At 40.8% G+C, this 22,090-nt stretch carries 21 protein-coding genes; 14 read left to right on the forward strand and 7 right to left on the reverse strand.

The genetic code is table 11. The annotated features are described in order from the left end of the window. Positions 1–3: 3 nt before the first annotated feature. The 4 genes from CH352_RS11515 to CH352_RS11530 are packed head-to-tail and all read left to right on the forward strand — an operon-like array spanning position 4 to position 4,732. Positions 4–2,205, forward strand: coding sequence for an ATP-dependent helicase (locus tag CH352_RS11515; RefSeq protein WP_100707245.1), 2,202 nt, complete (start codon positions 4–6; stop codon positions 2,203–2,205). Between the two features lie 60 nt (positions 2,206–2,265). Continuing rightward, complete coding sequence (locus CH352_RS11520; RefSeq protein WP_100707246.1) at positions 2,266–2,706, forward strand: LIC11625 family surface-exposed protein; 441 nt, start codon at positions 2,266–2,268, stop codon at positions 2,704–2,706. A 9-nt stretch (positions 2,707–2,715) separates the two neighbouring features. Beyond that, positions 2,716–3,567, forward strand: a complete 852-nt coding sequence (locus CH352_RS11525) for a 3'(2'),5'-bisphosphate nucleotidase CysQ (RefSeq protein WP_100707247.1) — start codon at positions 2,716–2,718, stop codon at positions 3,565–3,567. A 28-nt stretch (positions 3,568–3,595) separates the two neighbouring features. Continuing rightward, positions 3,596–4,732 carry a glycosyltransferase family 4 protein gene (locus CH352_RS11530; RefSeq protein WP_100707248.1) on the forward strand — a complete coding sequence of 379 codons (1,137 nt, stop codon included), beginning with the start codon at positions 3,596–3,598 and terminating at the stop codon, positions 4,730–4,732. On the opposite strand, the gene CH352_RS11535 is transcribed toward CH352_RS11530, so the two are convergent. Continuing rightward, positions 4,709–5,128 (reverse strand): hypothetical protein, encoded by a 420-nt coding sequence (locus CH352_RS11535; protein WP_100707249.1) that lies wholly within the window; start codon positions 5,126–5,128, stop codon positions 4,709–4,711. The genes CH352_RS11530 and CH352_RS11535 overlap by 24 nt on opposite strands. A gap of 102 nt (positions 5,129–5,230) precedes the next feature. On the opposite strand from CH352_RS11535, the gene CH352_RS11540 reads away from it, so the two are divergent. The 3 genes from CH352_RS11540 (at position 5,231) to CH352_RS11550 (ending at position 8,734) form a co-directional block, all read left to right on the forward strand. Continuing rightward, positions 5,231–5,737: a TlpA family protein disulfide reductase gene (locus tag CH352_RS11540; protein WP_100707250.1), complete on the forward strand. Its 507-nt coding sequence runs from the start codon at positions 5,231–5,233 to the stop codon at positions 5,735–5,737. A gap of 167 nt (positions 5,738–5,904) precedes the next feature. Then, a complete protein-coding gene (locus tag CH352_RS11545) occupies positions 5,905–7,947 on the forward strand; it encodes an AMP-dependent synthetase/ligase (protein WP_100707251.1) in 2,043 nt (680 codons plus the stop codon). Between the two features lie 115 nt (positions 7,948–8,062). After that, positions 8,063–8,734, forward strand: a complete 672-nt coding sequence (locus tag CH352_RS11550; RefSeq protein WP_100707252.1) for an LIC11631 family protein — start codon at positions 8,063–8,065, stop codon at positions 8,732–8,734. Between the two features lie 49 nt (positions 8,735–8,783). Here the strand turns inward: CH352_RS11550 and ptsP are convergent, their stop codons facing one another. From ptsP to CH352_RS11565, 3 genes are all read right to left on the reverse strand, one after another. Then, positions 8,784–10,526, reverse strand: coding sequence for a phosphoenolpyruvate--protein phosphotransferase (gene ptsP / locus CH352_RS11555; RefSeq protein WP_100707253.1), 1,743 nt, complete (start codon positions 10,524–10,526; stop codon positions 8,784–8,786). A 104-nt stretch (positions 10,527–10,630) separates the two neighbouring features. Next, the gene (lpxC, locus tag CH352_RS11560; protein ID WP_100707254.1) at positions 10,631–11,536 is read right to left on the reverse strand and encodes a UDP-3-O-acyl-N-acetylglucosamine deacetylase; all 906 of its coding nucleotides are present in this window, start codon (positions 11,534–11,536) and stop codon (positions 10,631–10,633) included. Between the two features lie 260 nt (positions 11,537–11,796). After that, complete coding sequence (locus tag CH352_RS11565; protein WP_207766699.1) at positions 11,797–12,462, reverse strand: SDR family oxidoreductase; 666 nt, start codon at positions 12,460–12,462, stop codon at positions 11,797–11,799. 90 nt (positions 12,463–12,552) lie between these two features. Here CH352_RS11565 and CH352_RS11570 point away from each other — a divergent pair, with 90 nt between their 5' ends. Genes CH352_RS11570 through CH352_RS11580 form a run of 3 tightly spaced genes read left to right on the forward strand, consistent with a single transcriptional unit; the run spans position 12,553 to position 14,604 of the window. Continuing rightward, the gene (locus tag CH352_RS11570; RefSeq protein ID WP_165780189.1) at positions 12,553–13,218 is read left to right on the forward strand and encodes a TIGR00266 family protein; all 666 of its coding nucleotides are present in this window, start codon (positions 12,553–12,555) and stop codon (positions 13,216–13,218) included. A gap of 18 nt (positions 13,219–13,236) precedes the next feature. Next, the gene (locus tag CH352_RS11575; RefSeq protein ID WP_100707257.1) at positions 13,237–13,908 is read left to right on the forward strand and encodes a TIGR00266 family protein; all 672 of its coding nucleotides are present in this window, start codon (positions 13,237–13,239) and stop codon (positions 13,906–13,908) included. Positions 13,909–13,911: 3 nt separating this feature from the next. Further along, a complete protein-coding gene (locus CH352_RS11580; RefSeq protein ID WP_100707258.1) occupies positions 13,912–14,604 on the forward strand; it encodes a TIGR00266 family protein in 693 nt (230 codons plus the stop codon). Here CH352_RS11580 and CH352_RS11585 read toward each other — a convergent pair. Continuing rightward, positions 14,601–15,932 carry a radical SAM protein gene (locus tag CH352_RS11585; RefSeq protein WP_100707259.1) on the reverse strand — a complete coding sequence of 444 codons (1,332 nt, stop codon included), beginning with the start codon at positions 15,930–15,932 and terminating at the stop codon, positions 14,601–14,603. The two genes, CH352_RS11580 and CH352_RS11585, sit on opposite strands and share 4 nt — an antisense overlap. A gap of 98 nt (positions 15,933–16,030) precedes the next feature. Between CH352_RS11585 and CH352_RS11590 the strand changes: the two genes are divergently transcribed. Together CH352_RS11590 and CH352_RS11595 are read left to right on the forward strand one after the other, a co-directional pair. Then, positions 16,031–17,239 carry a PQQ-dependent sugar dehydrogenase gene (locus CH352_RS11590; RefSeq protein ID WP_207766694.1) on the forward strand — a complete coding sequence of 403 codons (1,209 nt, stop codon included), beginning with the start codon at positions 16,031–16,033 and terminating at the stop codon, positions 17,237–17,239. A gap of 90 nt (positions 17,240–17,329) precedes the next feature. After that, on the forward strand, positions 17,330–18,511 hold the full coding sequence (locus CH352_RS11595) for a lipoprotein LipL45 (protein ID WP_100707261.1): 1,182 nt from the start codon (positions 17,330–17,332) through the stop codon (positions 18,509–18,511). Positions 18,512–18,606: 95 nt separating this feature from the next. Here CH352_RS11595 and CH352_RS11600 read toward each other — a convergent pair whose 3' ends face one another. Further along, a complete protein-coding gene (locus tag CH352_RS11600; protein ID WP_423789706.1) occupies positions 18,607–18,882 on the reverse strand; it encodes a hypothetical protein in 276 nt (91 codons plus the stop codon). Between the two features lie 44 nt (positions 18,883–18,926). Then, positions 18,927–19,832, reverse strand: a complete 906-nt coding sequence (gene lipA / locus CH352_RS11605) for a lipoyl synthase (RefSeq protein WP_100707263.1) — start codon at positions 19,830–19,832, stop codon at positions 18,927–18,929. A 93-nt stretch (positions 19,833–19,925) separates the two neighbouring features. Here lipA and CH352_RS11610 point away from each other — a divergent pair, with 93 nt between their 5' ends. Continuing rightward, positions 19,926–20,681, forward strand: coding sequence for a pseudouridine synthase (locus tag CH352_RS11610; RefSeq protein ID WP_100707264.1), 756 nt, complete (start codon positions 19,926–19,928; stop codon positions 20,679–20,681). Further along, positions 20,678–22,087: an MBOAT family O-acyltransferase gene (locus CH352_RS11615; protein ID WP_100707265.1), complete on the forward strand. Its 1,410-nt coding sequence runs from the start codon at positions 20,678–20,680 to the stop codon at positions 22,085–22,087. Before CH352_RS11610 ends, CH352_RS11615 begins: the two co-directional genes overlap by 4 nt. Positions 22,088–22,090 lie beyond the last annotated feature (3 nt).

Here is a 22,090-nt window from a genome sequence, read left to right on the forward strand (position 1 = left end):
GCTTTGTCAGTTGATCTAGTGCAAGGCTTGAACGATCCTCAGAAAGCCGCTGTCGAAAGATTGGAAGGTCCTGTTCTAATTTTAGCAGGTGCAGGTTCCGGAAAAACTAGGGTAATCACTCATAGGATCGCGAATCTGATCCTAAATAAAAGAACTGATTCGATCTGCGCTCTGACTTTCACTAATAAAGCAGCCGCAGAAATGTTGGAAAGGGTGGCAAAACTTGTGCCTTCCATTCCTTGGAATGTCCAGATCAAAACATTTCACTCTCTCTGTTTATATATTTTACGAAGAGAAACTTCCTATCTTGGAATGCCTTCCGGGTTTACGGTTTATGATTCCGTATTGCAAGAATCCTTAATTAAGCAAGTGATCAAAGATTTGCATGAGGATCCTAAACAATACAAACCTTCTTCTTTGACAGGGATCTTTTCTTCCTGGAAGGACGGACTTTCCGATTCGGATTCATATATACGAAAAGAGAATTTTTCCCACAGATCTCAGATGATCTCAAACATTTTCGAAGAATATGAAAAACGTAAGAAAAAAAACCAGGCCTTAGATTTCGGGGACCTGATCCAAAAGACCGTGGAATTATTCAGAGAGAATCCAGGAGTCTTACAATCATACCAAGATAGATGGAATTATATCATGGTAGACGAGTATCAGGATACAAACAAAGCGCAATATACTTTAATACGCATGCTTTCCGGAGATAGAGGGAATCTTTGCGTGGTAGGAGACGATGATCAGTCCATCTATTCTTGGAGAGGAGCAGATATTTCGAATATTCTAAATTTCGAAAGTGATTTTCCAAATGCATATGTGGTCAAGCTGGAGGAAAATTATCGTTCTACTTCCAGGATCATCCGCGCCGCTTCCAAGGTGATCGCAAATAATACCGGAAGAAAAGAAAAGGAATTATTCACAAATAACGAATTGGGTGAACCTATTTCTATTTCACAATTCGAGAATGAAACTGAAGAAGCGTATGATATCGTAAAAAAAATAAGAGCGGGGTCTGCACGCGGAGCGGACTACAAGGATTTTGCGATCTTCTACAGAACAAACGCTCAATCCAGATATTTTGAAGAAGGACTCAGATCTTCAGGTATCCCGTATAAAATTTTCGGTGGTTTTAGATTCTTTGATCGAGCTGAGATCAAGGATATGATCGCGTATCTGAACGTGGTCGCAAATCCTATGGATTCCAATTCTTTATTAAGAATCGTGAATACGCCTCCTCGCGGAATAGGCGAAGCCAGTATAGAAAAGATCCGTAAATTTTCCTTGGACCAAGGAATTTCTTTTTTAGAAGCGATAGGACATCCTGATCTTCCTTTAAAGAAAGCAAGTTTAGGAAAAGCTAAAGAACTCTATCATCTATTCGAGGATCTGATCGATCGGAAAGAAAAAGGAGAGTTCCCTTCTAAGATCGCCTTAGAGATCGTAACAAGATCTGGCTGGATCGATTATATGGAAAGAGATGGTCATGACGAGGAAGCGGTCTCTAAAGTAGAGAACGTAAGAGAGTTTGTGAACTCCATCGAAGAATACGAGTCCCGAGAAGATTCTCCCAATTTGGATGAGTATCTGAATCAGATCAGCCTTCTCACCTCGGAAGAGGATACAGCACAGCTTACTGACTATGTTCATCTAATGACAGTTCACAATGCCAAAGGACTCGAGTTCCCCACAGTATTTCTGACCGGTTTGGAAGAAGGGACCTTCCCCCATTCCATGAGCCTGGAAGAGCCGAACGGAAAGGAAGAAGAAAGACGACTTTTTTACGTAGCATTAACCCGTGCTAGAGTGAAATTATATCTGAGCTATTCCAGGACCTCTCGTAAATTCGGAAAAGTAGAGGACCGGATCCCATCCAGCTTCCTTCCTGAAATTCCGTCCGAATGTTTTGGGGAAGAAGGTATTCTCGCCCAAAAGGGAGTGCGCAGACCTCAAGGTCCTCCGACTGCTTCTTCTGGAGCATATAAAATCCAGGAAACCCCCAGAGAAAGGGAGGATTCTTCCAAACCTCTAGGAGAAGAGGCAGATATCCGGGAAGGAGATCGGGTCAAACATGCCCAATTTGGCCTCGGACAGGTGATTTCCGTTCAAGGGACCGGCAAAAACCGGAAGGTAAAAATCAAGTTTGGGAGCCTGGAGAAGAACTTTTTCCTTGCCTATACTCCCTTAGAGAAATTATAACGAGGGGGAAAGTTCACCCCCTAAAATACCGATATTATTCACAGGAACATAGGAGAAACAATGAAACGGATCGTAATACTAGCCTTGGCTATCTGCCTCGGGACCCCATTGTTTGCTGGAAAAGTCAGCGGTTTAGTAGAAGAATTTAATAAAGTAGAAGAATTTAATAAGAATCGAAAAGTTTCCGAATCCGCTAAAAAAGCGACCCTGGAAAAAAATCTTCTCTCCGCTTTAAAATACAGCCTTCATCGCAAATACCTGGATTATAAGGAATACACCAAGGACCTTAAGGCGGATTCCATTTCGTACGAGCCTCAAAAAGGAACTTTTGGGGTGTATGTAAAATACAAAACGTATATCGTATTTTACAGTTATCTAATGGACCCGGAAATTTATCTCCAAACTCCTATCAACGAGGTATTCTATGTTCGTCCTGATAATTTGGACGAAGAGCCTCATAAGGAAGATAAACAACCGGCCGCGCCTACTACCGGAAAATAATCCTTTTTCATGCGATTTCCGGAAGAAGCGGAATTAGTTTCTAAACTTGTTCTGGAAGCCGCAGATCGGATCTTTTCCATCTATGGAACGAATTTCCATGTGATGGAAAAATCCAAAGGGGATCCTCTCACTGAAGCCGACCTGCAAGCAAACGAGATCATCGCAGGCGGCATCCGCAAAATCCTAAAAGACAAAGTTTATTCCGAGGAAGATTCGGATTTTTCTCATTCTTCTCTTGGCGAAGAAAGAGTTTGGATCTTAGATCCAATCGATGGCACACGAGAATTTGTAGCCAAAAATCCTGAATTTGCAATCAGCCTAGGACTCTTGGAAGAAGGTAGACCTGTTTTTGGGATCGTAATGAATCCCGCGACCGGAGAATTTTTTTGGGGGCTAGAAGGGAAGGGATCGTATTATACAATTTTAAAGTCCCCCTATATCGAAAATCAGATCGATTGGAAGAATACTTTCTATCTTCCAAAATTAGAATCTTCGGAGCTTCCTAAAATTTTAGTATCTATATCTGAAACGAAGGCTGGACTTTTCAAAAAACTAGACTATGGAAATGATTTTGTATTAGAACCTAAAGGTTCTATTGCTTATAAACTTGCCTTGGTTGCAGTTGGTAAATATCCTTTAACACTTTCTCTCCGACCTAAAAACGATTGGGACGTGGCGGGTGGGATTGCGATACTCCGAGCTTCTCTAGGAAAGGATCTGGAAATTCGTTCAGGTAAAGATTATCCATTTTTAACTTCTAAACTTGGGATAGGATTGCTTGCCGGAGAATCCGGATTAGTAACTCAGTTTTGGGAAAAGTTTAAAACTTCCCTCCAAGGTTCAGTTAGAGATCGTTGGTAAATCAATCTTAGAAAAGGCCATTCTTAGTTTGTCCAATCTAAACAGAAAAAAATATAAGATCGCCTTGGACGCAAGGCCGTTATCCACACCGGTTTCAGGAGTGGGTAGGTTGATCGAATCCGTTTTGAAAGGTTTCGAAAAAGATCCTGATTTTGAATTTTATCTTTTTTCCCATAGACCAATCCATGATGGATATACGGATCTATTCAAAAATCCTAATATAAAGCCTGTGATAGGGCAAGGTCTATTCTCTAAAAAAGGGGGCATTTACTTTGCATTCTACCTTCCTTTCCAATTGAGAAAATATGAGATCGATCTGTTTTGGGGAACGCAGCAAGTATTTCCTTTATTCTTATCCAAGAGTATTCCCGGAGTTTTGACCTATCACGATTTTGTGGCCTATCGTTTTCCGGAAACTATGAGGCCGATCGCAAGATTCCAGCAGCTTTTCTATTTAAGAAGAAGTATCCAAAGGGCCGATTTTATATTGGCAAACTCCGAATTCACTTCTTCGGAGATCCTTAAGTATTCTTCATTTCCTAAGGATAAAATAGAAGTTATCTATCCCGGTTATGATCCGAAAGAGATCTTAAAGATCAAAACTCCTCCTACAAAACGGATCGCTAAACTACCTAAAAAATTCTTTCTAACAGTTTCTACTTTAGAACCTCGAAAAAATTTCGGAACACTTCTAAACGCATATCAAAAAGCCAGAAAAGAAAGATCGGATCTGGTTTGGGTTCATGCAGGAAAAGAAGGTTGGGAATCTCCTGAGTTTTTAGGAAAATTCAAAGAGTCCTCCGAGTCCGGAGAACTTTACTGGTTCGATTTCGTAAATGAAGAAGAATTAAAATATCTATATTCTCAGGCGAGTCTTTTCATTTTTCCCTCTATTTACGAAGGATTTGGGATCCCACTTTTAGAAGCGCTTGCTTATTCTCTTCCTTGTATCGTTTCCGATCTAGAAGTATTTAGGGAAATAGGAAAAAAATCCTGCGTGTATATTTCTCCCGAATCATCAGAGGAATGGAAGAATGCAATTTTGGATTTTCAAAAGAAGAAGTTTAAGTTTCCAAAGGTAGATCTGAAAAGATTCGAAAGAAAGAAGTCCGCCTTGCTTGTCAAAAAGATCTTTAGAGATCTAGTTACCGGTAAAGAAGCTTAAGATCTTTTGGAAAAAGGATTTTGTTCCCACTTCTATCGTTCCCGAAAAAATAATATCAGTCGAAGATTTCCAATGGATATGGATCCGATTTTTATCCAATGCTTGGAAATAGATTTGTTCGGTTGGGCTCACATTCCAAACGAATAGATCTTCTTTTCTTGTCCAAGATCCGTCAGTCCACTCGGTACAGATCTTTTCTAAAGTTTTGCCGGATCTTAATTGTAGGATTAATCCTTTTTTGGGATCCAAAAATGCGGAGAGAATCGGGGGTTTAGCAGTTCCTTCGGGGGCACCTGAATCAAAATGGATACCTTTTCCATGGAACCTTTTACCTTCCAAATAAGATTGGAATTCGGAAAATTGGAAATAGTAATTATAGATCCTGGTCTCTTCCAAGGGTGAAAACCTTGTACAAGTTTTTGATCTCCACTCCTTAAAGCAAGGTAGAATTGGTAGTAAATTACTTGTAGCTTTGATTCTTATTTGTAATCTGGAAGTATGGTTTTTAGAAAAGCCTGGCTTGCTTTCCTTCTTCTTTTTTCCATTTTATTCTTAAACGATTGTAGATCGGACGAGCAACCGTTGCTCTATCAGGTGACCCTTCAAGATTGGGATGGCAATTCCCACAAATTTTCAGAAGACAAAGGCAAGTTAGTGGTCTTGGATTTTTGGGCGAGCTGGTGTGAACCTTGCAAAAAGGCAGTGCCTGTTGTTGAAAAACTGAGAGAAAAATTGAAAGATTCTCCTGCCATCGTGTTAGGTGTGAATACGGAAGACGATCTCAGTTTAGAGGAGATTAAAAAAGCTGCTTCCGAATTCGGAATGTTATACCCAAGCCTTTTGGACCCGAAATGGGAACTTGTGACCCCTCTCAAAATAGAAGGGCAGCCTGCATTATTCGTATTTAGTAAATCCGGAAAGAAACTTCATTCCCAATACGGAATTTCAGAGAAAGATCTACCAATATTGACCGGAAGACTAAAAAACTGGCTCGAATCCCCTTAAAATTAGCTTTTATCCATAACGATCGTGTAATAAAAAGCCAAACTCGGACTCGTTTTAAAAAAAAGGATTTATCTTTCAGCATTTAGTTTGAATCTGGAATCAGATCACCGGTAGGTGCTGCCGGACATCATCCATCTTTCCAATTCATTTCAGGAGAATTTCCATTCATGGCTGAGAATCTCGCCCAATTATTTCGTGAGTCGGCAGAAAAATTTAAAAATCAACCTGCTTTCTTGTACAAAGACGCGCAAAAGAATTATTTGCCGATCAACTATTCGGAGTTATACGAAGCAGGTCTGAATCTTGCCGAGGCTTTGATCGACCTAGGCATCCAATCTAGGGACCATGTCGCGTTACTCGCAGATAATCGTGTAGAATGGATCATCGCAGATTACGGTATTATTATGACCGGTGCGGCTGACGTTCCAAGAGGAACAGATATCACTGACTCGGAGATTGTGTATATCGTTAGTCACTCCGAGTCCGAAGTAGTATTCATAGAGAACGATAAAATGTTGGAGAAATTCAACAGAAACAAATCCCAGCTCGGAAAAGTGAAAACGATTATCCTAATGGATAAAGAATCCGTAGCTCCTGGCGTTCTGAAAATGTACGATCTTATAGAAAAAGGAAAAAGTTTAAGAGCCTCTGGTTCTCGTAAGGTAGAAGATAGAGTCGCTGCTATCAAACCTGAGGACCTTTTCACTTTGATCTATACTTCCGGTACTACCGGTCTTCCTAAAGGTGTTCAATTAAGACATTCTAATATGATGCACCAAGTATTGAACGTAACTCCTATGTTAAAGATCAATGCTGAAGCAAAACTACTTTCGATCCTTCCTGTTTGGCACGTGTTTGAAAGAGTTGTGGAATATGTTTGTATCAGCATAGGTGCCGCTACCTATTACACTAACGTTCGTGATCTTCGCCAAGACTTAGCAACCGTGAAACCTACATTCATGGGTTCTGCTCCTCGTCTTTGGGAAAATATCTATAACGGTATTTATACAAGGATCAACGATCCAAGCCAGACTCCTGCGATCCGCCGTGGGTTATTCAAACTTGCATATTTCTTCTCAGACAAGAAAAACGCTGCAGTTCGTTTTATTACCGGCAAAGAAGTGGATTATCACGGAAGAAATCCGATCTTCTCTTTCTTCTACGGGATCTTAATGTTAGTCCAGTTGCTCCTGACAGGACCTTTCACTTTAACTGTGGTCTCTTCGATCGCTGCATATTTGCTTGCTTCTACTGAATTCTCTTTCTTGAGTCTGCCTCTTTACATTATAGCGGGACTTGGAGTATTCTTAAATAGCGCAACTTTAGATAAGATCGTTCTTTCCAAGATCAGAACTGCTACCGGTGGAAGACTGAAAGCTTCTATCTCCGGAGGAGGAGCCCTTCCTCGTCATGTGGATGAGTTCTTCAACAATATCGGGATCAACGTATTGGAAGGTTACGGTATGACTGAAACTTCTCCTGTACTTTCCGTAAGAACTTTCCAAAAGTTGATCATAGGTTCCGTAGGTTCTATCGTTCCTAAAACTCATCTTCAGATCAGAAATGATAATAACGAAGTTCTAACAGAGATAGACGCAAATGGAAAAGTGATCAAAGGTAGACTTGGACGTAAAGGTGTTGTATTTGTAAACGGTCCGCAAGTGATGAAAGGTTACTTCAAAAATGACGAAGCAACCTCTAAGGCTCTGGTAGACGGATGGATGAATACTGGCGATATGGGGATGATCAACTTCAAACATACCCTAACTCTTACCGGTAGAGCAAAAGACACAGTCGTATTGTTAGGCGGAGAAAACGTCGAGCCGGTTCCTATCGAGAACAAGCTCCAAGAATCCGTTTATATCAGCCAGTGTATGATCATAGGTCAAGATCAGAAAAATTTAGGAGCTATCATCATTCCGGACTTCGACAAGTTAGAAGAATGGGCGAAAGAAAACGGCGTGGATACTTCCAATAAAGACTCTTTGATCGAAAATCCGAAAGTAGTGGATCTATATAGAAAAGAGATCAAGGCGCTTAACAACGCTAAAAACGGATTCAAGTCCTTCGAGCAGGTGACTCCTTTCTTCTTGGTTTCCAAACCTTTCGAGGTAGGAGACGAGTTAAACAATATGTTGAAGATGAAACGTCACGTAATCGCTGAAAAATACGCGGATAAGATTAAAAAAGCTTACACAACAGATAAATAATCCTTTTTCATATGGGTTAACCCCCTAAAAAAAGGAAAGAAGAAGCCTCGGTCGTAAACCGGGGCTTTTTTTTTACCCTGAGGGGAATTATATAAGCCGCCGATATTTAATCTGTATGGCGAAAACGATCCTCTCTAAACCCAGTATCTTCGAACCTTATGGTCATTCGGACCTGTATGCTCTGGACAATCTTTATTTTTCCACGTTAAGAGAAAGGGAAGTCTGGGACTTTTCCAGAGTAAGAGAATTTTCCGTCTTAAATTTAGGATTTATATTCGCGAGAGCTGAACTAACTTGGAAGAAGTTCCAATCGGAACTAGAGATCAAAAATCTAAACCCAAGTTTTAAAAAAGGGATCTGCTTAAGTGCAGGCTGGGAAGAAGCTCCCGGACTTAAAATTGATTCTTTCTTACCTAAAGTTTTAGGTACAGAAGAAGTTTTCCAATATTCCAGATTGGAAGATATCTCTGAAAAAATCCCTTTTAAAGAATTTTTCTCCAAAGAAGGATTTGTTTTTCAAGGAACTTGGAAAGAGAAAAATTATCTGATCTTATTTTCAGACATCCATTCGGAAGAAAGGAATCTTCCTTCAGTAATCAAAAAGATCTCTCATTTTCATTCCGAGAAAAAAGCGGAAGGGAATTTTTTCCTCAGAACTGAAAAACAGTCTTATTTGAATTTTCTAAAACCAAAAGAATCTTTGGGACCTTTGTTCTTACAAGAAAAGAAGATCGATCAGGATCCGTTTTTATTTTTGAGTTTGGAATATTCGGATATTATTCAGTAGATTTTTTGGTGAGTGCGATGTAGGAACTCCTACATGCGATTCCCATTTTTTACTCTAAGTGTTTGCTAAATAAGAACGCTTCGATCGCTTCGTAATCTTCATTCTCAGAAAGTTCTAAAATCTTCTTTAAAAGAAAATTCGCCTGTTTTAAACTTACCGATCCTAAAATTTTACGGATCGGGCCCACGAAAGGTATGGAGATCGAAAGTTCTCTGAATCCCATTCCCAAAAGTAAGATCGTAAAATTTGTATCCGAAGCGATCTCTCCGCAAATGCTTAACGGCCTTTCATATTTCCAAGCGGTCTCTACGATCTGCACAAGAGTTCTTAAAAAGGAAATATGGAATGGATTATATAAAGAGGAAACGGTTATATTATTTCGATCTACTGCCATTAGATATTGTAAAAGATCATTTGTCCCAACCGAGAAAAAATCAACTTCTCTTGCCAAAACATCCATTGACGATACTGCGGATGGCGTTTCTACCATTACTCCTAGTTTAATCTTTTTATTGAATTTTTCTTTGCTAACAGTGAGTTCTCTTTTACATTCTTCTAATATTTCTTTTGTTTTTTTGATCTCCCCTAGACTTGTCACCATAGGAAGTAGTATGCTCAAATTTCCATAGGCGGAGGCTCTGAGGATTGCGATCAATTGTTCTTTGAACCATTCCGGATTTTGGAGGCTATATCGAATTCCTCTATTTCCTAAAAAAGGATTCTCTTCAAATTCGCCTGTGGAAAATTTATCTGCACCAATATCGAATGTCCGGATGTACACAGGATTCGGATCCATTCCTTCTGCGATCCTTTTATAGGCTAAGAATTGTTCTTCCCCGGAAACGTTTTTGTCCTGGTATTTTAAGAATAGAGACTCTGAACGGAAAAGTCCTACACCATCCACATCCGCTTTTTTAGCAAGATCGCAGTCGGTGTCAGATTCCAAATTACATTTTAGTCGGATCTTGATTCCGTCTTTTGTGACTGCTTTTTTAGGTTTAATCACCTTGGTCTCAAAACTTAAAGGAGAAGAAGCACCATAGTATTTCACTTCTTCTATTGTGGGATTTCTTACGATCTGGCCCGTGTCCGCATCCAAGAAAACATATTCAAAATCGTTAATATTTCTGTAAAATTCCTTTAGACCGACGATGGTTGGTATCCCATAGTTTCTAGCGAGGATCGCCATATGACCTGTTTTTCCACCTAGGTCTGTCGCGATCCCTCGAATTTTACTCTTGTCCATGAGGATCATCTGAGAAGGAGTCAATTGCCTAGCAACCAAGATCACGTCTTCGGATTGGTCTGCTAAGAAGGAAACTTCTTCTTTTTTATCTAATAGGTTTTCCAGGATCCGATTTGAGATATCCTGAAAATGATCCGATCTTTCACGGAAGAATGGATTGTCCATACGAGTGAACTTATCCGTGAGTTCGTTGATCGTATTTTGGACCGCTAAAAATGCGTTTTCATTATATTCTTTGATCCGATTTCTGAATGAATCCTGTAGTCCTGGGTCTTCTGTAATTGTGACCTGGGTTTCTAAAATTTCTTTCAGTTCTCTATCTTGTTCTCTTGTTTTGAGACTGGAAATGATCGATTTTAATTCTATTTTGGAAGAATCGAGAGCATTAGAAAGTTTTTTGAGTTCTTCCGGTTTTTGGCTCTCGTGGATATAGGCGCCGTGAGCGAGATGTCTTCTCTTCGTGCCGACTTTTACGCAACGACCGTAAAATCTGCCGGGAAAAGCGACTATCCCCATGTATGTAGTTCTTTTTCCAACGCCATTCATCGAATGAATATCCGCAGGTAGAAATACAGTAGTTTAGTGAATCGACAAGTCTTTTATAAATTCGGGGACTCCCACCCAGAAAGGAGGGCGGGAGATCGAATTGATTAGACCATCGCCGCTTTTCTGTTGAAGAGTGGGATCCGGCGGCTTTTGTATTTGCCCAGTTCGTTTCCAGTTACGGAGCTCATGACTAATTTAGCCATGGAAACGTCCAGCGCATGTCCCGCCTTGGAGGCCAGATAATGTCCGATGATCGGTCTTCCTGCGATGGAAAGGTCTCCTACCAGATCCAAAATTTTGTGTCGGACACATTCGTTCTCATATCGAAGGGATTCGTTTAGATATCCGTCTTGAGTCAGAACAATTGCGTTGTCCAAGGAACCTCCCATAGCAAGTCCTCTTGCTTGGAGTGCTTCTACGTCTTTTAAGAATCCAAATGTTCTAGCTGGTAAAATTTCGTTTTTGAGGATGTCGCGGTCCAGATCGATTGTGATATTCTGGCCTTTTAGGAGGGGGTGAGGGAAGTCGATTGTGTAGGTCACTTTCCAGGTTTCGCTTGGAAGGATCACAAGGTATTTGTCCCCGTCTACTACCCACATTGGGTTTTTTACATAAATAGGTTCGATTCTTTCTTCGAACTCGGTATAACCTGTTCCTTCGAATGCTTCCAGGAAAGGAAGGGAAGATCCATCCATGATCGGAACTTCTACTGAGTCGATTTCCAAGACCATGTCGGTAATTCCTACGGAAAATACCGCCGCCATCAGGTGCTCAACGGTTTGGACTCTATGGAGTCCGTCTCCAAGAGTGGTAGCGTTACTCGTATCTACAACATTGCTCAGTTCTGCAGGGATGGATGCTTTATCTTCTCCCTTTCTATATTCAAAAACTATACCTGTTCCAACAGGAGCAGGGTGCCCGACCAGATTTACTTCCTTACCGGAATGTAATCCGATCCCCTTAATTCTAACTGTTTCTTTAAGAGTTTTTCTATGTTCTGTGAAATTCATCATTTCCTGCCCCGGAAACTTTCGATTCCGGAATCCATTCGCTTTGCACCAGGCTCTCCTCTATTGGACGCTTATGGGATCCAATAAAAATTAACCCTTTAGGACTATATTAGCAATATCCATGCCAGGTGCAGTGCAAAAAGATGATTTTAGACGGGCAGTATAGCTCGGTACAGAGATTACTAGACATAATTTGAAAGAAATTTCTGTACTTCTGTCTCTTTTTTACAACAGTGTTGTTTTAGGGAGACAGAATCCAATTACCATGGTAACTCTTCCCCGTTTTGATGAAAGAATCTTCCGGACCTTTCCAGAGAGAGTTTTTCGATCTGATGGGCGAGTCCCTCGGCTGCTTCTCTCGGTGGAATTCCTTGTCTACCCGTCATTTCGGTAGCTACCATCCCAGGGTGGAGAATACCTACAGAGATTTTTTTAGGTGCCAAGTCGCGAGCAAGACTAACTGCACCGGCATTCAGAGCGGCTTTGGACATTCTGTATCCGTAATAGGCTCCGGAAGTATTGTCTGCAATAGACCCCATTCGGCTAGTAATAAATATTAGTTTGGAGTTGGCGCCAAGTTTAGGAAGAAGCAGACGACTTAACTTTATAGGTCCGATCGCATTTACCAGGATCTGGGTTTCGAGTTCTGTAAAGTCCACACTCTCCAAATTATCCGGGATTAGGATACCTGCGTTGTTTATGAATATGTCTAACTTGACCCCGGTCAAAAAACCGGAGAGAGTTTCGAAAGTATGACTTTGGGTTAGGTCTAAACCTTCAAAAATTTTTACACCAAGCCTGCGGAGAGGTTCCGAGCTTTTTCTACAAGCAGCGTAAACGGTGTAACCTTTTTCTGAATATAAATTTGCGAGCTCTAAACCGATTCCTCGATTGGCTCCTGTGATCAAAACTTGTTTCATTGGGATTAAATTTCTATAAGAAGAAGTCTAGAAAGAAATACTGGATGCCGGGAATCGATTGACGCCCCGGAAAATATTTTCCAAACTTTCCCGCGTATGCAATTCCAGATCTCTCATAAACCTTCCTTCTCCTTATTGAAACTTAGATTAGGTCCCGGTCAATCGATTAAATCGGAAGCCGGAGCCATGGTGTATATGAGTTCCAGAATGGGCGTGGAAACCAAAATGGGAAGTGGCTTTCTTTCGGCACTTTCCAGGAAAATTTTCGGTGGAGAATCATTCTTCTTCAATACATATACTGCTCCTGATTCAGGCGGAGAGATTGGACTCGCTCCCGATCTTCCTGGAGATATCATTGATCTAGATCTAAATGGAAAAAGTATCTTTGTACAATCAGGATCTTATCTAGCTTCCGACCCTGGTATCCAAGTTGTTTCTAAATTCGGGGGTCTTCGTTCTCTATTCGGCGGAGAAGGTCTGTTCTTGTTAGAAATTTCAGGAACAGGTAAAGTATTCTTAAGTTCATACGGTGCTATTATTCCAATTCAAGTAGAAGGAAATTATACTGTAGACACAGGTCATATAGTCGCTTTTGAAAATTCTCTACAATTCAAAGTAGGAAAGGCTGGAGGAAATTGGAAATCCACTTTGCTCGGTGGAGAAGGTTTGGTAGCGAATTTTTCAGGTAACGGAACTCTTTGGATCCAATCCAGGGTGCCTTCCGGATTTATCAGCTGGCTTACTAAACTTCTTCCAGTTTAACAAACATTAGGAATCAAAATGAATATCCAAGTTTTATACAAACCATCTTATTCCGTAGCGAAAGTTAATTTAAGTTCCGGAGAATCTATTAAGGCGGAAGCGGGAGCTCTGATGAGTATGAGCTCTCATATCCAAATGCAAACTAGCAAAGCACAACAAGGTGGGTTATTCAAATCCTTGAAAGCCGCTTTCTTAGGAGGAGAATCTTTCTGGATGAATACATTCTCCGCATCACAAGCCGGAGAAGTTTTACTTGCTCCTACACTTCCTGGAGACATTGAAAAGTTGGAATTGAACGGTACAATTTTTATACAGTCCAGTTCCTTCCTCGCATCAAAACCTGAGATAGATATAGATACAAAGTTCCAAGGTCTGAAAGGTTTTTTCAGCGGAGAGTCTTTATTCTTCTTAAAACTTTCAGGAAGCGGACCGGTTTTAATCTCCAGTTACGGAGGGATAGAAGTCCTGGATGTAGAAGGTGAATTTATAGTAGATACAGGCCATATAGTCGCATTTGAAGAAGGCCTTCAATACGAGATCACAAAGTTCGGAGGCTGGAAATCATTCTTCTTAGGCGGAGAAGGTTTAGTCGCCAAATTTAAAGGCAAAGGAAGACTTTGGCTCCAATCCAGAAATGTGCCTACACTCGGCGCTTGGTTCAGATCCGAATTACCACCTAGAAAGGAATAAACTATGAAATTTGAAATATTAGCAAAACCTGATTTTCCCATCTTAAAATTGAATATGAGCTCAGGAGAATCCATTCGCGCGGAATCCGGAGCAATGGTTGCAATGTCTCCTCAGGTCAAAATGGAGACAAAGGCGCAAGGTGGAATATTTGCATCTGCAAAAAGAGCTTTGTTTAGTGGTGAGTCCTTCTTTCAAAATACATTCACCGTAGAAAATGGAAATGGAGAATTATTTCTGACCTCTGCCACCCAAGGAGACTTGGAACACAGAACTCTCAAAAACGAAGAATTGATCTTAAGTAGAGGAGCCTATGTCGCAGGCGGAACTGAGCTTGTGATAGACAGCAAATGGGGAGGCTTCAAAGGATTTTTTGCAGGAGAAGGTTTATTCTTCCTAAAAGTTTCCGGAACAGGAGACCTTTTCTTTTCTAGCTTTGGAGCAATTCATCAAGTAGATGTGGACGGAATGTATATCGTAGACACAGGACATATAGTGGCATTCGAACCTAGTTTGGATTATCATATAGATAAGGTAGGCGGATTAAAATCTCTATTCTTATCCGGTGAAGGACTAGTGGCAAAGTTTTCAGGTAAAGGAAAACTTTATCTACAGACTAGGAACCAAAACTCTTTTGCTTCTTGGGCAAATAGCTGGAGAAGAGTGCAACGTTCTACAAGCGTAGGAGGAGGGGACTAAGCCCTTCCCGGGTACCCGATCACATCCATAAAGGCGGAAACAGAGAATACCGCCTTTCCCGGTCCTGGTTCTCCATAACCCGGAGGTGTAGGAAGATTATATTTTTCGAATGTAGACTTCCAGACTGTGAGTAATTCACAGAAATATTCCAGAGGAGGACCGGCCTGTGTTCCGAGAGTCGTATAAGGTTCAGGACACCAAGCAGTAAATCTAGGCATGATCCCCTTGGACATGAAGAAGTCTAAACCTTCTCCAGTAGACTTAATTGCTTCCGCTACTGTTTCAAATCCCCAAGGCTGAGAAAGTTCTACTCCTCCTACAAAGTTAGGAATCACATACGAAGGTCCGAAAATTTCCGCTGAATCAACGATCCTTCTGATCCAAGTATCTCTACCGATGTATGCTTCTTTTCCTGGGCAGATTTTTTTGAATAATTCAGGTTCCCAGACTTCGTAGTTTGGATGATAGACTTGGATACCTGCATCTTTGAATTTTTTGCAGTCATCATTTTCCCAAGCTTGGGAAACGATCTTGCCCATCCATCTTCCTGGGAACTTCTGCTCGATTGCTTGTGCGTATTCTAAATAAAAATCTATTTCATTCTTCTTTTTGAGAGAAGTGATTACGGAACCGCCGGTGATTGTATAAACTTTTGCGATATCATCTTCCGCATCTATCCAAGATAGAACTTCTAAAATATCTTCTATGTCTTTAACACCTGTGTAAGGTCTGCCTGCATTCTTCTGTTGTCTATAATTATGATTGATATCGCAGTAAGCACATTCTTCGTCTTTACCGAAATACTGGCAGTTGCGGAATACAGTTAAGTAGATGAGATATCCCCATTCAATAACAGGTGCGATCTCTCCTGGAATTTTTCCGGACTTTGTTTTGTGTCTGTACCAAGCAGGCTTAGGTGGATATTCCAGTTTTCCTAAAAATGTTTCGTTCAGATAAAGACCTGGTCTTCCTTCATCTTTTTCGCCAGGAGGGATACGTTTCACTTTATAAGGTGAGTTCGGATTATTACGAGTAGATACTACAGTGGGTAATAAATCGAAATAACCGCCAGTGATTTTAATCTCTTCTGGTGCCTTGGAGTCGGTGCCTTCTTTCATATCCGCAAGTGGAATATGGTCAAAGGAGAAGATGAAATAATCCTTGGTCTTATAATCCCCCTCTATCTGAAAAGATTCAGGAAGAAAATGGATCCCTTGCCTCAGAATGTCCTGCTTCAGAATTGCTTCGAATGGGATCTGTTTATATTTTTTTTCCATTTCCTCTAGCAAGGCTATGGAAGATTCGGGGCGAAGGGTACTCGTGCTCATCTTAACTCCAGACTGGTTTGTGGGCAAGTTTTGGCAGCTAGTTTTTGGCTTTTTCATCCTTGACTGAGAGATTTCAAACTGTATTTTTTTCTGCCAGAATGAGACGATTTTGCATTAGGATCTTAACCTTCTCTCTATTTTTGGGACTCTTGTTACTTTCTGCAAGAGCAGACCTTCTTCTTGCCAAAACTAAAAAACAAAAACCTAAAAAAGAGAATGTACCAGAATATGTTTTCGGTTGGACCCAGGTTGCGTCCGGATTTAAAGAAATCACAGATATACAATTTCATTCCAGCCTTCCAGACGAGATGGTCGTCTTGGAGAAGAAAGGAAAAATCCTTCTTTGGAATTTTACAAATAAAGAATCGAAGCTAATCGCTGATTTTACGGGAAACGTAGAAACAAGATCGGAAGAAGGTTTACTTGGCCTTGCATTTCACCCTAAGTTTTCCGAAAATAAACTCTTTTATATCAATGCTGTTTCTAAGGAAGCGGGGAAAGACCAAACATTCATTTTAGAATTTCGATGGGATGATTCAAAAGTCATTCGTTGGCAGGATCGTAAGAGGATATTACTCAGAGTGGATCAACCTTATTCCAATCATAATGCAGGGCAGCTCAGTTTTGGTCCGGATGGAAAATTATATATTGGTTTTGGCGACGGCGGTGCCGGTGGAGATCCTTACAAACACGGACAAAATACTTCTACCTATCTAGGAACTCTGATCCGAATAACGCCTAACCTGGATTCCAATGCTCCTCCTTATAAAATTCCGGAAGATAATCCTTATAAAAATTCACCGGGCTTCTTACCGGAAATTTGGGCCTATGGACTTAGAAATCCTTGGAAGTTCTCATTCGATACAAAAAAGGGAGATCTGTATCTGGCAGATGTAGGACAGGACGAGTGGGAAGAAGTAGATCTGGTTCTAAAAGGCAAAAATTACGGTTGGAATATAAAGGAAGGGTTTCACTGCTTTTTACCTAAGACGGAATGTGAAAAACCGGGATTAACCGATCCAATTCTGGAATATGATCATGATTTAGGCCGTTCTATCACTGGTGGGTATGTTTACAGAGGGAAAAATCTCTCTAAATACTATGGATGGTACATTTTTGCCGACTTTGTTTCCGGAAAACTACTTGGTTTCTCTACCGAAACAGAAGGTAAAAGGAAACTAACTGTACTCGGGAGCACTCACTTCCTAATCAGCACATTTGGCCAAGATTCCTCAGGGGAGCTGTATTTTGGTGATTTTAGTTCAGGAAATATCTTCCAAATTGGAAAAAAAATTGAAATAAATTGAAAATCCCAAATCCATAGATGTTAACCCAATATAGATCGGACTGCCTCCACCGCGGTTTCTGATTAATCTCGATCAAAGAAGGATAGGGGTATGAATAAGATCATTTCCGTTGCATCAGCCGTCCTAATGGTCGGTCTGTTGACATCCGGAGCTTGTAAAAAGCCTGCGGAGAACGCGGATTCCGCGAACGCAAAACAGAGCCAACCATCGGCAATCGTAGTATTTAGCGTAGGGGAAGCAAAAATCCAACACGCTGATTTAACTGAAGACAAAGCTAGTCTTGGAACTGTCCTGAAAGAAGGGGACAAAGTTGAAACCAAGGCAAAAGCAAAAGTTGATATCCAATTTTCCGACGGTTCAGCTGTTCGTTTGGCTGAAAAGTCTAGCTTGGAATTCTCCGCTCTCGCTTTGAATACCCAAGGAAACACTGACACTAGACTGTCCTTAGTTTCCGGAAAAGTTTTCGCTAAAGTAAATAAAGCAAGCAAAGACGACCAGTTCTCTGTAGTAACTCCGACCGCAATCGCGGGAGTTAGAGGAACTTCTTTCGTTGTGGATCGTACTAAAAACGACAGATCTGTCGTAAAAGTATTAGAAGGATCCGTTGCAGTATCCCCAAGAGTTCGTGCTCTGGAAGGTGCAACTGCTGAAGAGATTTCTGCGAATGCAGAATTGCAAAAGATCAAAGCTTCATTAGACAAAGCTGAAGTTATCTTAGAAAAAGACGAGTCTTCCATAGTAAAAGCTCCTGATAAAAAATTCGGTGAGAAAGAACTTACTAAGCTAGACGCTACTTTGGAAAAAGACATTCCGAAAGCGGTTACTAAACTAACTGGTGCTGGAGTTTCCAAAACCGAAGAAGAAGAGATCAGAACTATCGTTACTCTGGACAAAGATACTACCGATAAATTAGTAAAACTGAATATCGATCCTAAGTCCGGCAAAGTAGACGAAGCTACTAACGCTGCTAACGAAGCAGAAAGAAAGAAAATCGAAGAAGAATTAGCTAAGCGTCAATCTGACGAGCTAAAAAGATTCAAGAACGTTCTTGTTTCCGCTCCTAAAAACCTGAAAACCAATAAGGATCTTGTAAACTACTACGAGAAACTGGAAAAAATCGTACTGGCTGATGGCAAAACTACCATCATCGGAGCGATCGTAGACCAGCAAGGTAGTACAATGATCGTCCATACCGAAGACGGTATTAAGAAGATCAACCAGGATGATGTAAAAGAAGTTATCTACGACTTCCAAACTAAATCCGAAAACTAATCCACAGGCACAAGCTTAAAGGTGGAAAAATCCCGGGTTACCGAAAGGTGGCTCGGGTTTTTCTATTTATAAGCATCTGTGATCTCCTTGCGAAATTACCTGGCTTTATGATTAGGATGAGTGTCTAAGTAATGATCCCAGAGTCTTAGGATCATGTTTGAAATTTCTTCTAGATCTAAAACTAGAAGCTTATCTTTATAATTCACGAGCAGTTTACTTTTACCGAATTTTTGGATCTCTCCCCATTCAACTCTAAAGCCAGGGATCAAACTGATAGAATCGAATAAAACGTCTTTGATCTCCATTTTGGAAACATGACCATTTTGTTTAGAAAGATAAGATAGAATAGAATGGAAGATGATCTTTTTCATCTCTCCGGTATCCGGAATCTCCGGAAATTTATCTTTGAACCTTTTTAATTTTCGAACCACGGCACTTGCTCGTCCGCGTGATAAGAACTTCTAACCAAAGGTCCAGAGAACACAGTTCTGAATCCTAAGGCTTTTCCAAATTCTTTCAGATCTTTGAATACTTCCGGACGAATATATTCGCTCACAGGAAGATGTGTAGGAGTTGGCTGCAGATATTGTCCAAGGGTAATCATCTGCACTCCGACTGATCTGAGATCTTTTAGAGTTTGGTGAACTTCTTCTAAAGTTTCGCCTAGTCCAAGAATCAATCCACTTTTAGTTAAAAGTCCTCTTCCCGATGCGTGCCCCAGAACATCCAAAGATCTTTCGTATTTTTTGGCGGGAGCTACAGTAGGAAATAATCTCTCTACTGTTTCTAAGTTATGATTGAATATGTCCGGCTTGGAAGAATAAACGATCTCTAAGTTTTCTTCTCTCATTTTGAAGTCCGGAACTAAGATTTCAATTTTGCATTCAGGTAATCTTTCTCGGATCAGTTCTACAGTTTTTTTATAATGAGCCGCTCCTCCATCCGATAGGTCATCTCTGTTTACTGATGTGATAACTACGTGGTTTAGGCCTAATGCCTTTGCGGATTCTGCAACTCTTAGAGGTTCTTCCGGATCTAACGCAAGCGGTTTTCCAAAGGCAACATCACAGTAAGAACAACGTCTTGTGCAGATATCCCCTGCGAGCATATAGGTGGCGGTTTTTCTGGACCAACAATGATTCAGGTTGGGACAGGAAGCGCTTTCGCAGACTGTATTGAGTTTTCCGTCCTCTACGGAACTGCGGACGAAATCGACCGGATTTTCCTTTCCCCGGAAAGGAAGCCTGACCTTTAACCAATCCGGTTTTTCGGGAGCGGGTTGATATGCATTGGATCTGGGCTTCTTTTTTAGAGGATTCACCCTTAAAGCCTCCGTCTGAGTCCTAAAAGAGTCAAGTGTTTTGGGTAGCCGGAAATAGGCGGGTGTCCGAATCTGGAGGGACTGAGGGCAAGTTTGGGCGAAAAAGGCGCAAAAGAAAAATCAGGGGAAGATTCCTCCAAAGAGATCCGGATCAATCGATTCCTGGCAGACTGCGGGCTAGGCTCTCGCAGAAAAGTGGAAGAATTGATTCTTTCCGGCAAAGTGAAAGTCAATGGAGTCGTCGAAAAAAATCTAAGCACAAAGATCCGGGTAGGATCTGATCTAGTTCAGGTAGGAAATAAAAAATTAGTTCCCCCTACAGGCGCGGTGTTCCTCGCATTAAATAAACCGAAAGGTTTTCTTTGCTCCCATAACGATCGTTTTCATTCCAATACTGTTTTTGAATTACTCCCTAAAAAGTATGGAAAACTTTTTATCGCAGGAAGATTGGACCTAGATTCCAGGGGACTTCTTCTTTTATCCGACCAAGGCAATTTAGTCCAAGAGATCACTCATCCATCCGAAGGTTCCGAAAAAGAATACGAAGTCCTGTTGGAAGAAGAATTGGATTCCAAGGAAGTGAAGGACAGATTCACTAAGGGATTTATAGACGAAGGAGAATTTTTAAAAGCGGAGAAGGTTACATCCTTAACAAAAGGAGAAGGATCTTCTAAATTCAGAGTGATCTTAAAGCAGGGAAGAAAGAGACAGATCCGCAGAATGTTCACAATACTCGGCGGAAGAGTAATCGATCTGCAAAGGATCCGTATCGGAAAACTTTCTTTGGAAAAATTGAAAATCGGAGAAGGTAAGTTTGTCTTACTCGATCCTAAAGTTTGGAGACCATGAATTTTACCAGTTTAGAATTTTTATTTTTTTTCTGTCTAGTATTTCTGGTGTATTGGAATCTTCCGGACGCTTTAAAGAAATATTTTCTCATTCTAAGTTCTGCGTTATTTTACGCATTCTCCTCCTGGAAGTTTTTATTCCATCTCATCCTTGTGGTGGCGATCAACTGGGCATTCATACGGTTTTTCTTAGCAAAAAAATGGTTCTTACCGGTTTCCATCGGATTCAATGTTCTTAATTTAGCCTTTTTTAAATATTTCTATTTTTTCGCGGATCTCGCAGGGATATTTTTAGGAATTCCAGATTTCCAAAACAAGGTCAGCTTAGATGGAATACTTTCCAAGTCTTTGGACTGGGCTGGATTCGAAGTGGTTCTTCCTTTAACGATTAGCTATTATACATTCCAATTCATTTCCCTTTTAGTGGATAAGAAGAAAGGAACGATCGCAGAGGAAATCGGTTTTTTCAAACTTGCTTCTTATATTTTCCTTTTTCCTGTTATGATCGCTGGACCCATCTTAAGGTTTAACGATGTGGCAACCCAATTCGATTCTCCTAAAATGGAAAAGGAAGATATGGTAGATGGGCTTTGGCTCTTGGTCATCGGTCTTTTCAAAAAGTCCGTAGTTTCCGTTTTGATGTCCGGATCTATCTTCCAGGTATTTGCGGAAACATCTGCTTTTTCAGGAGCGGCACTTTTAAGTACAGTCTATTTCTTTGCGATCTATCTTTACTTAGATTTTTCAGGACTGACCGATATCGCCAGAGGAATGGGGAAACTTTTAGGATTTACTCTTCCTCAAAACTTCAGGGCTCCGTTCTTCTTCAATGGGTTCGGAGATTTTTGGAGAAGATGGCATTTGACCTTCTCCTTTTGGATCAGAGATTATTTATACATTCCACTCGGCGGTTCTAGAAGTGGAACATTGCGCACTTGTTTTAATTACCTAGTAGCATTTGGTCTTGGCGGACTCTGGCATGGTGCCAATTTGAATTATCTTCTTTGGGGAGTTCTAACAGGTTTATATCTCTCAATCGAAAGAGTATTGAATGATTGGAAGGTTAAGATCCTTCCTGAGATCCCTTATGTAAAAAGAACCATCACATACTTATTCGTTCTGAATATTTATAGTATCTCCTGGATATTATTCTTCACTCCTGATTTCGGTTCTGCTCTGGCGGCGGTGCAAAGAATATTTATTTGGGCGAATGGAGTTTCTTTCCCGAATATGGAACCTTGTATTTTTGCACTTTTAGTCGCGATCTTATTCCATTCAGCAGAAGAATGGCCCGAGAAATTTAAGGTTAGGTTCCAATGGAAAGCGGCGCTTCTTCCTATCGTGTGGATCTTGGTCTTACTTGCTCTACCGAGTGGAAACGCTGATTTCTTTTACGGACAATTCTGAGAA

This window comes from Leptospira hartskeerlii (assembly GCF_002811475.1).
Lineage (GTDB): Bacteria > Spirochaetota > Leptospiria > Leptospirales > Leptospiraceae > Leptospira_B > Leptospira_B hartskeerlii.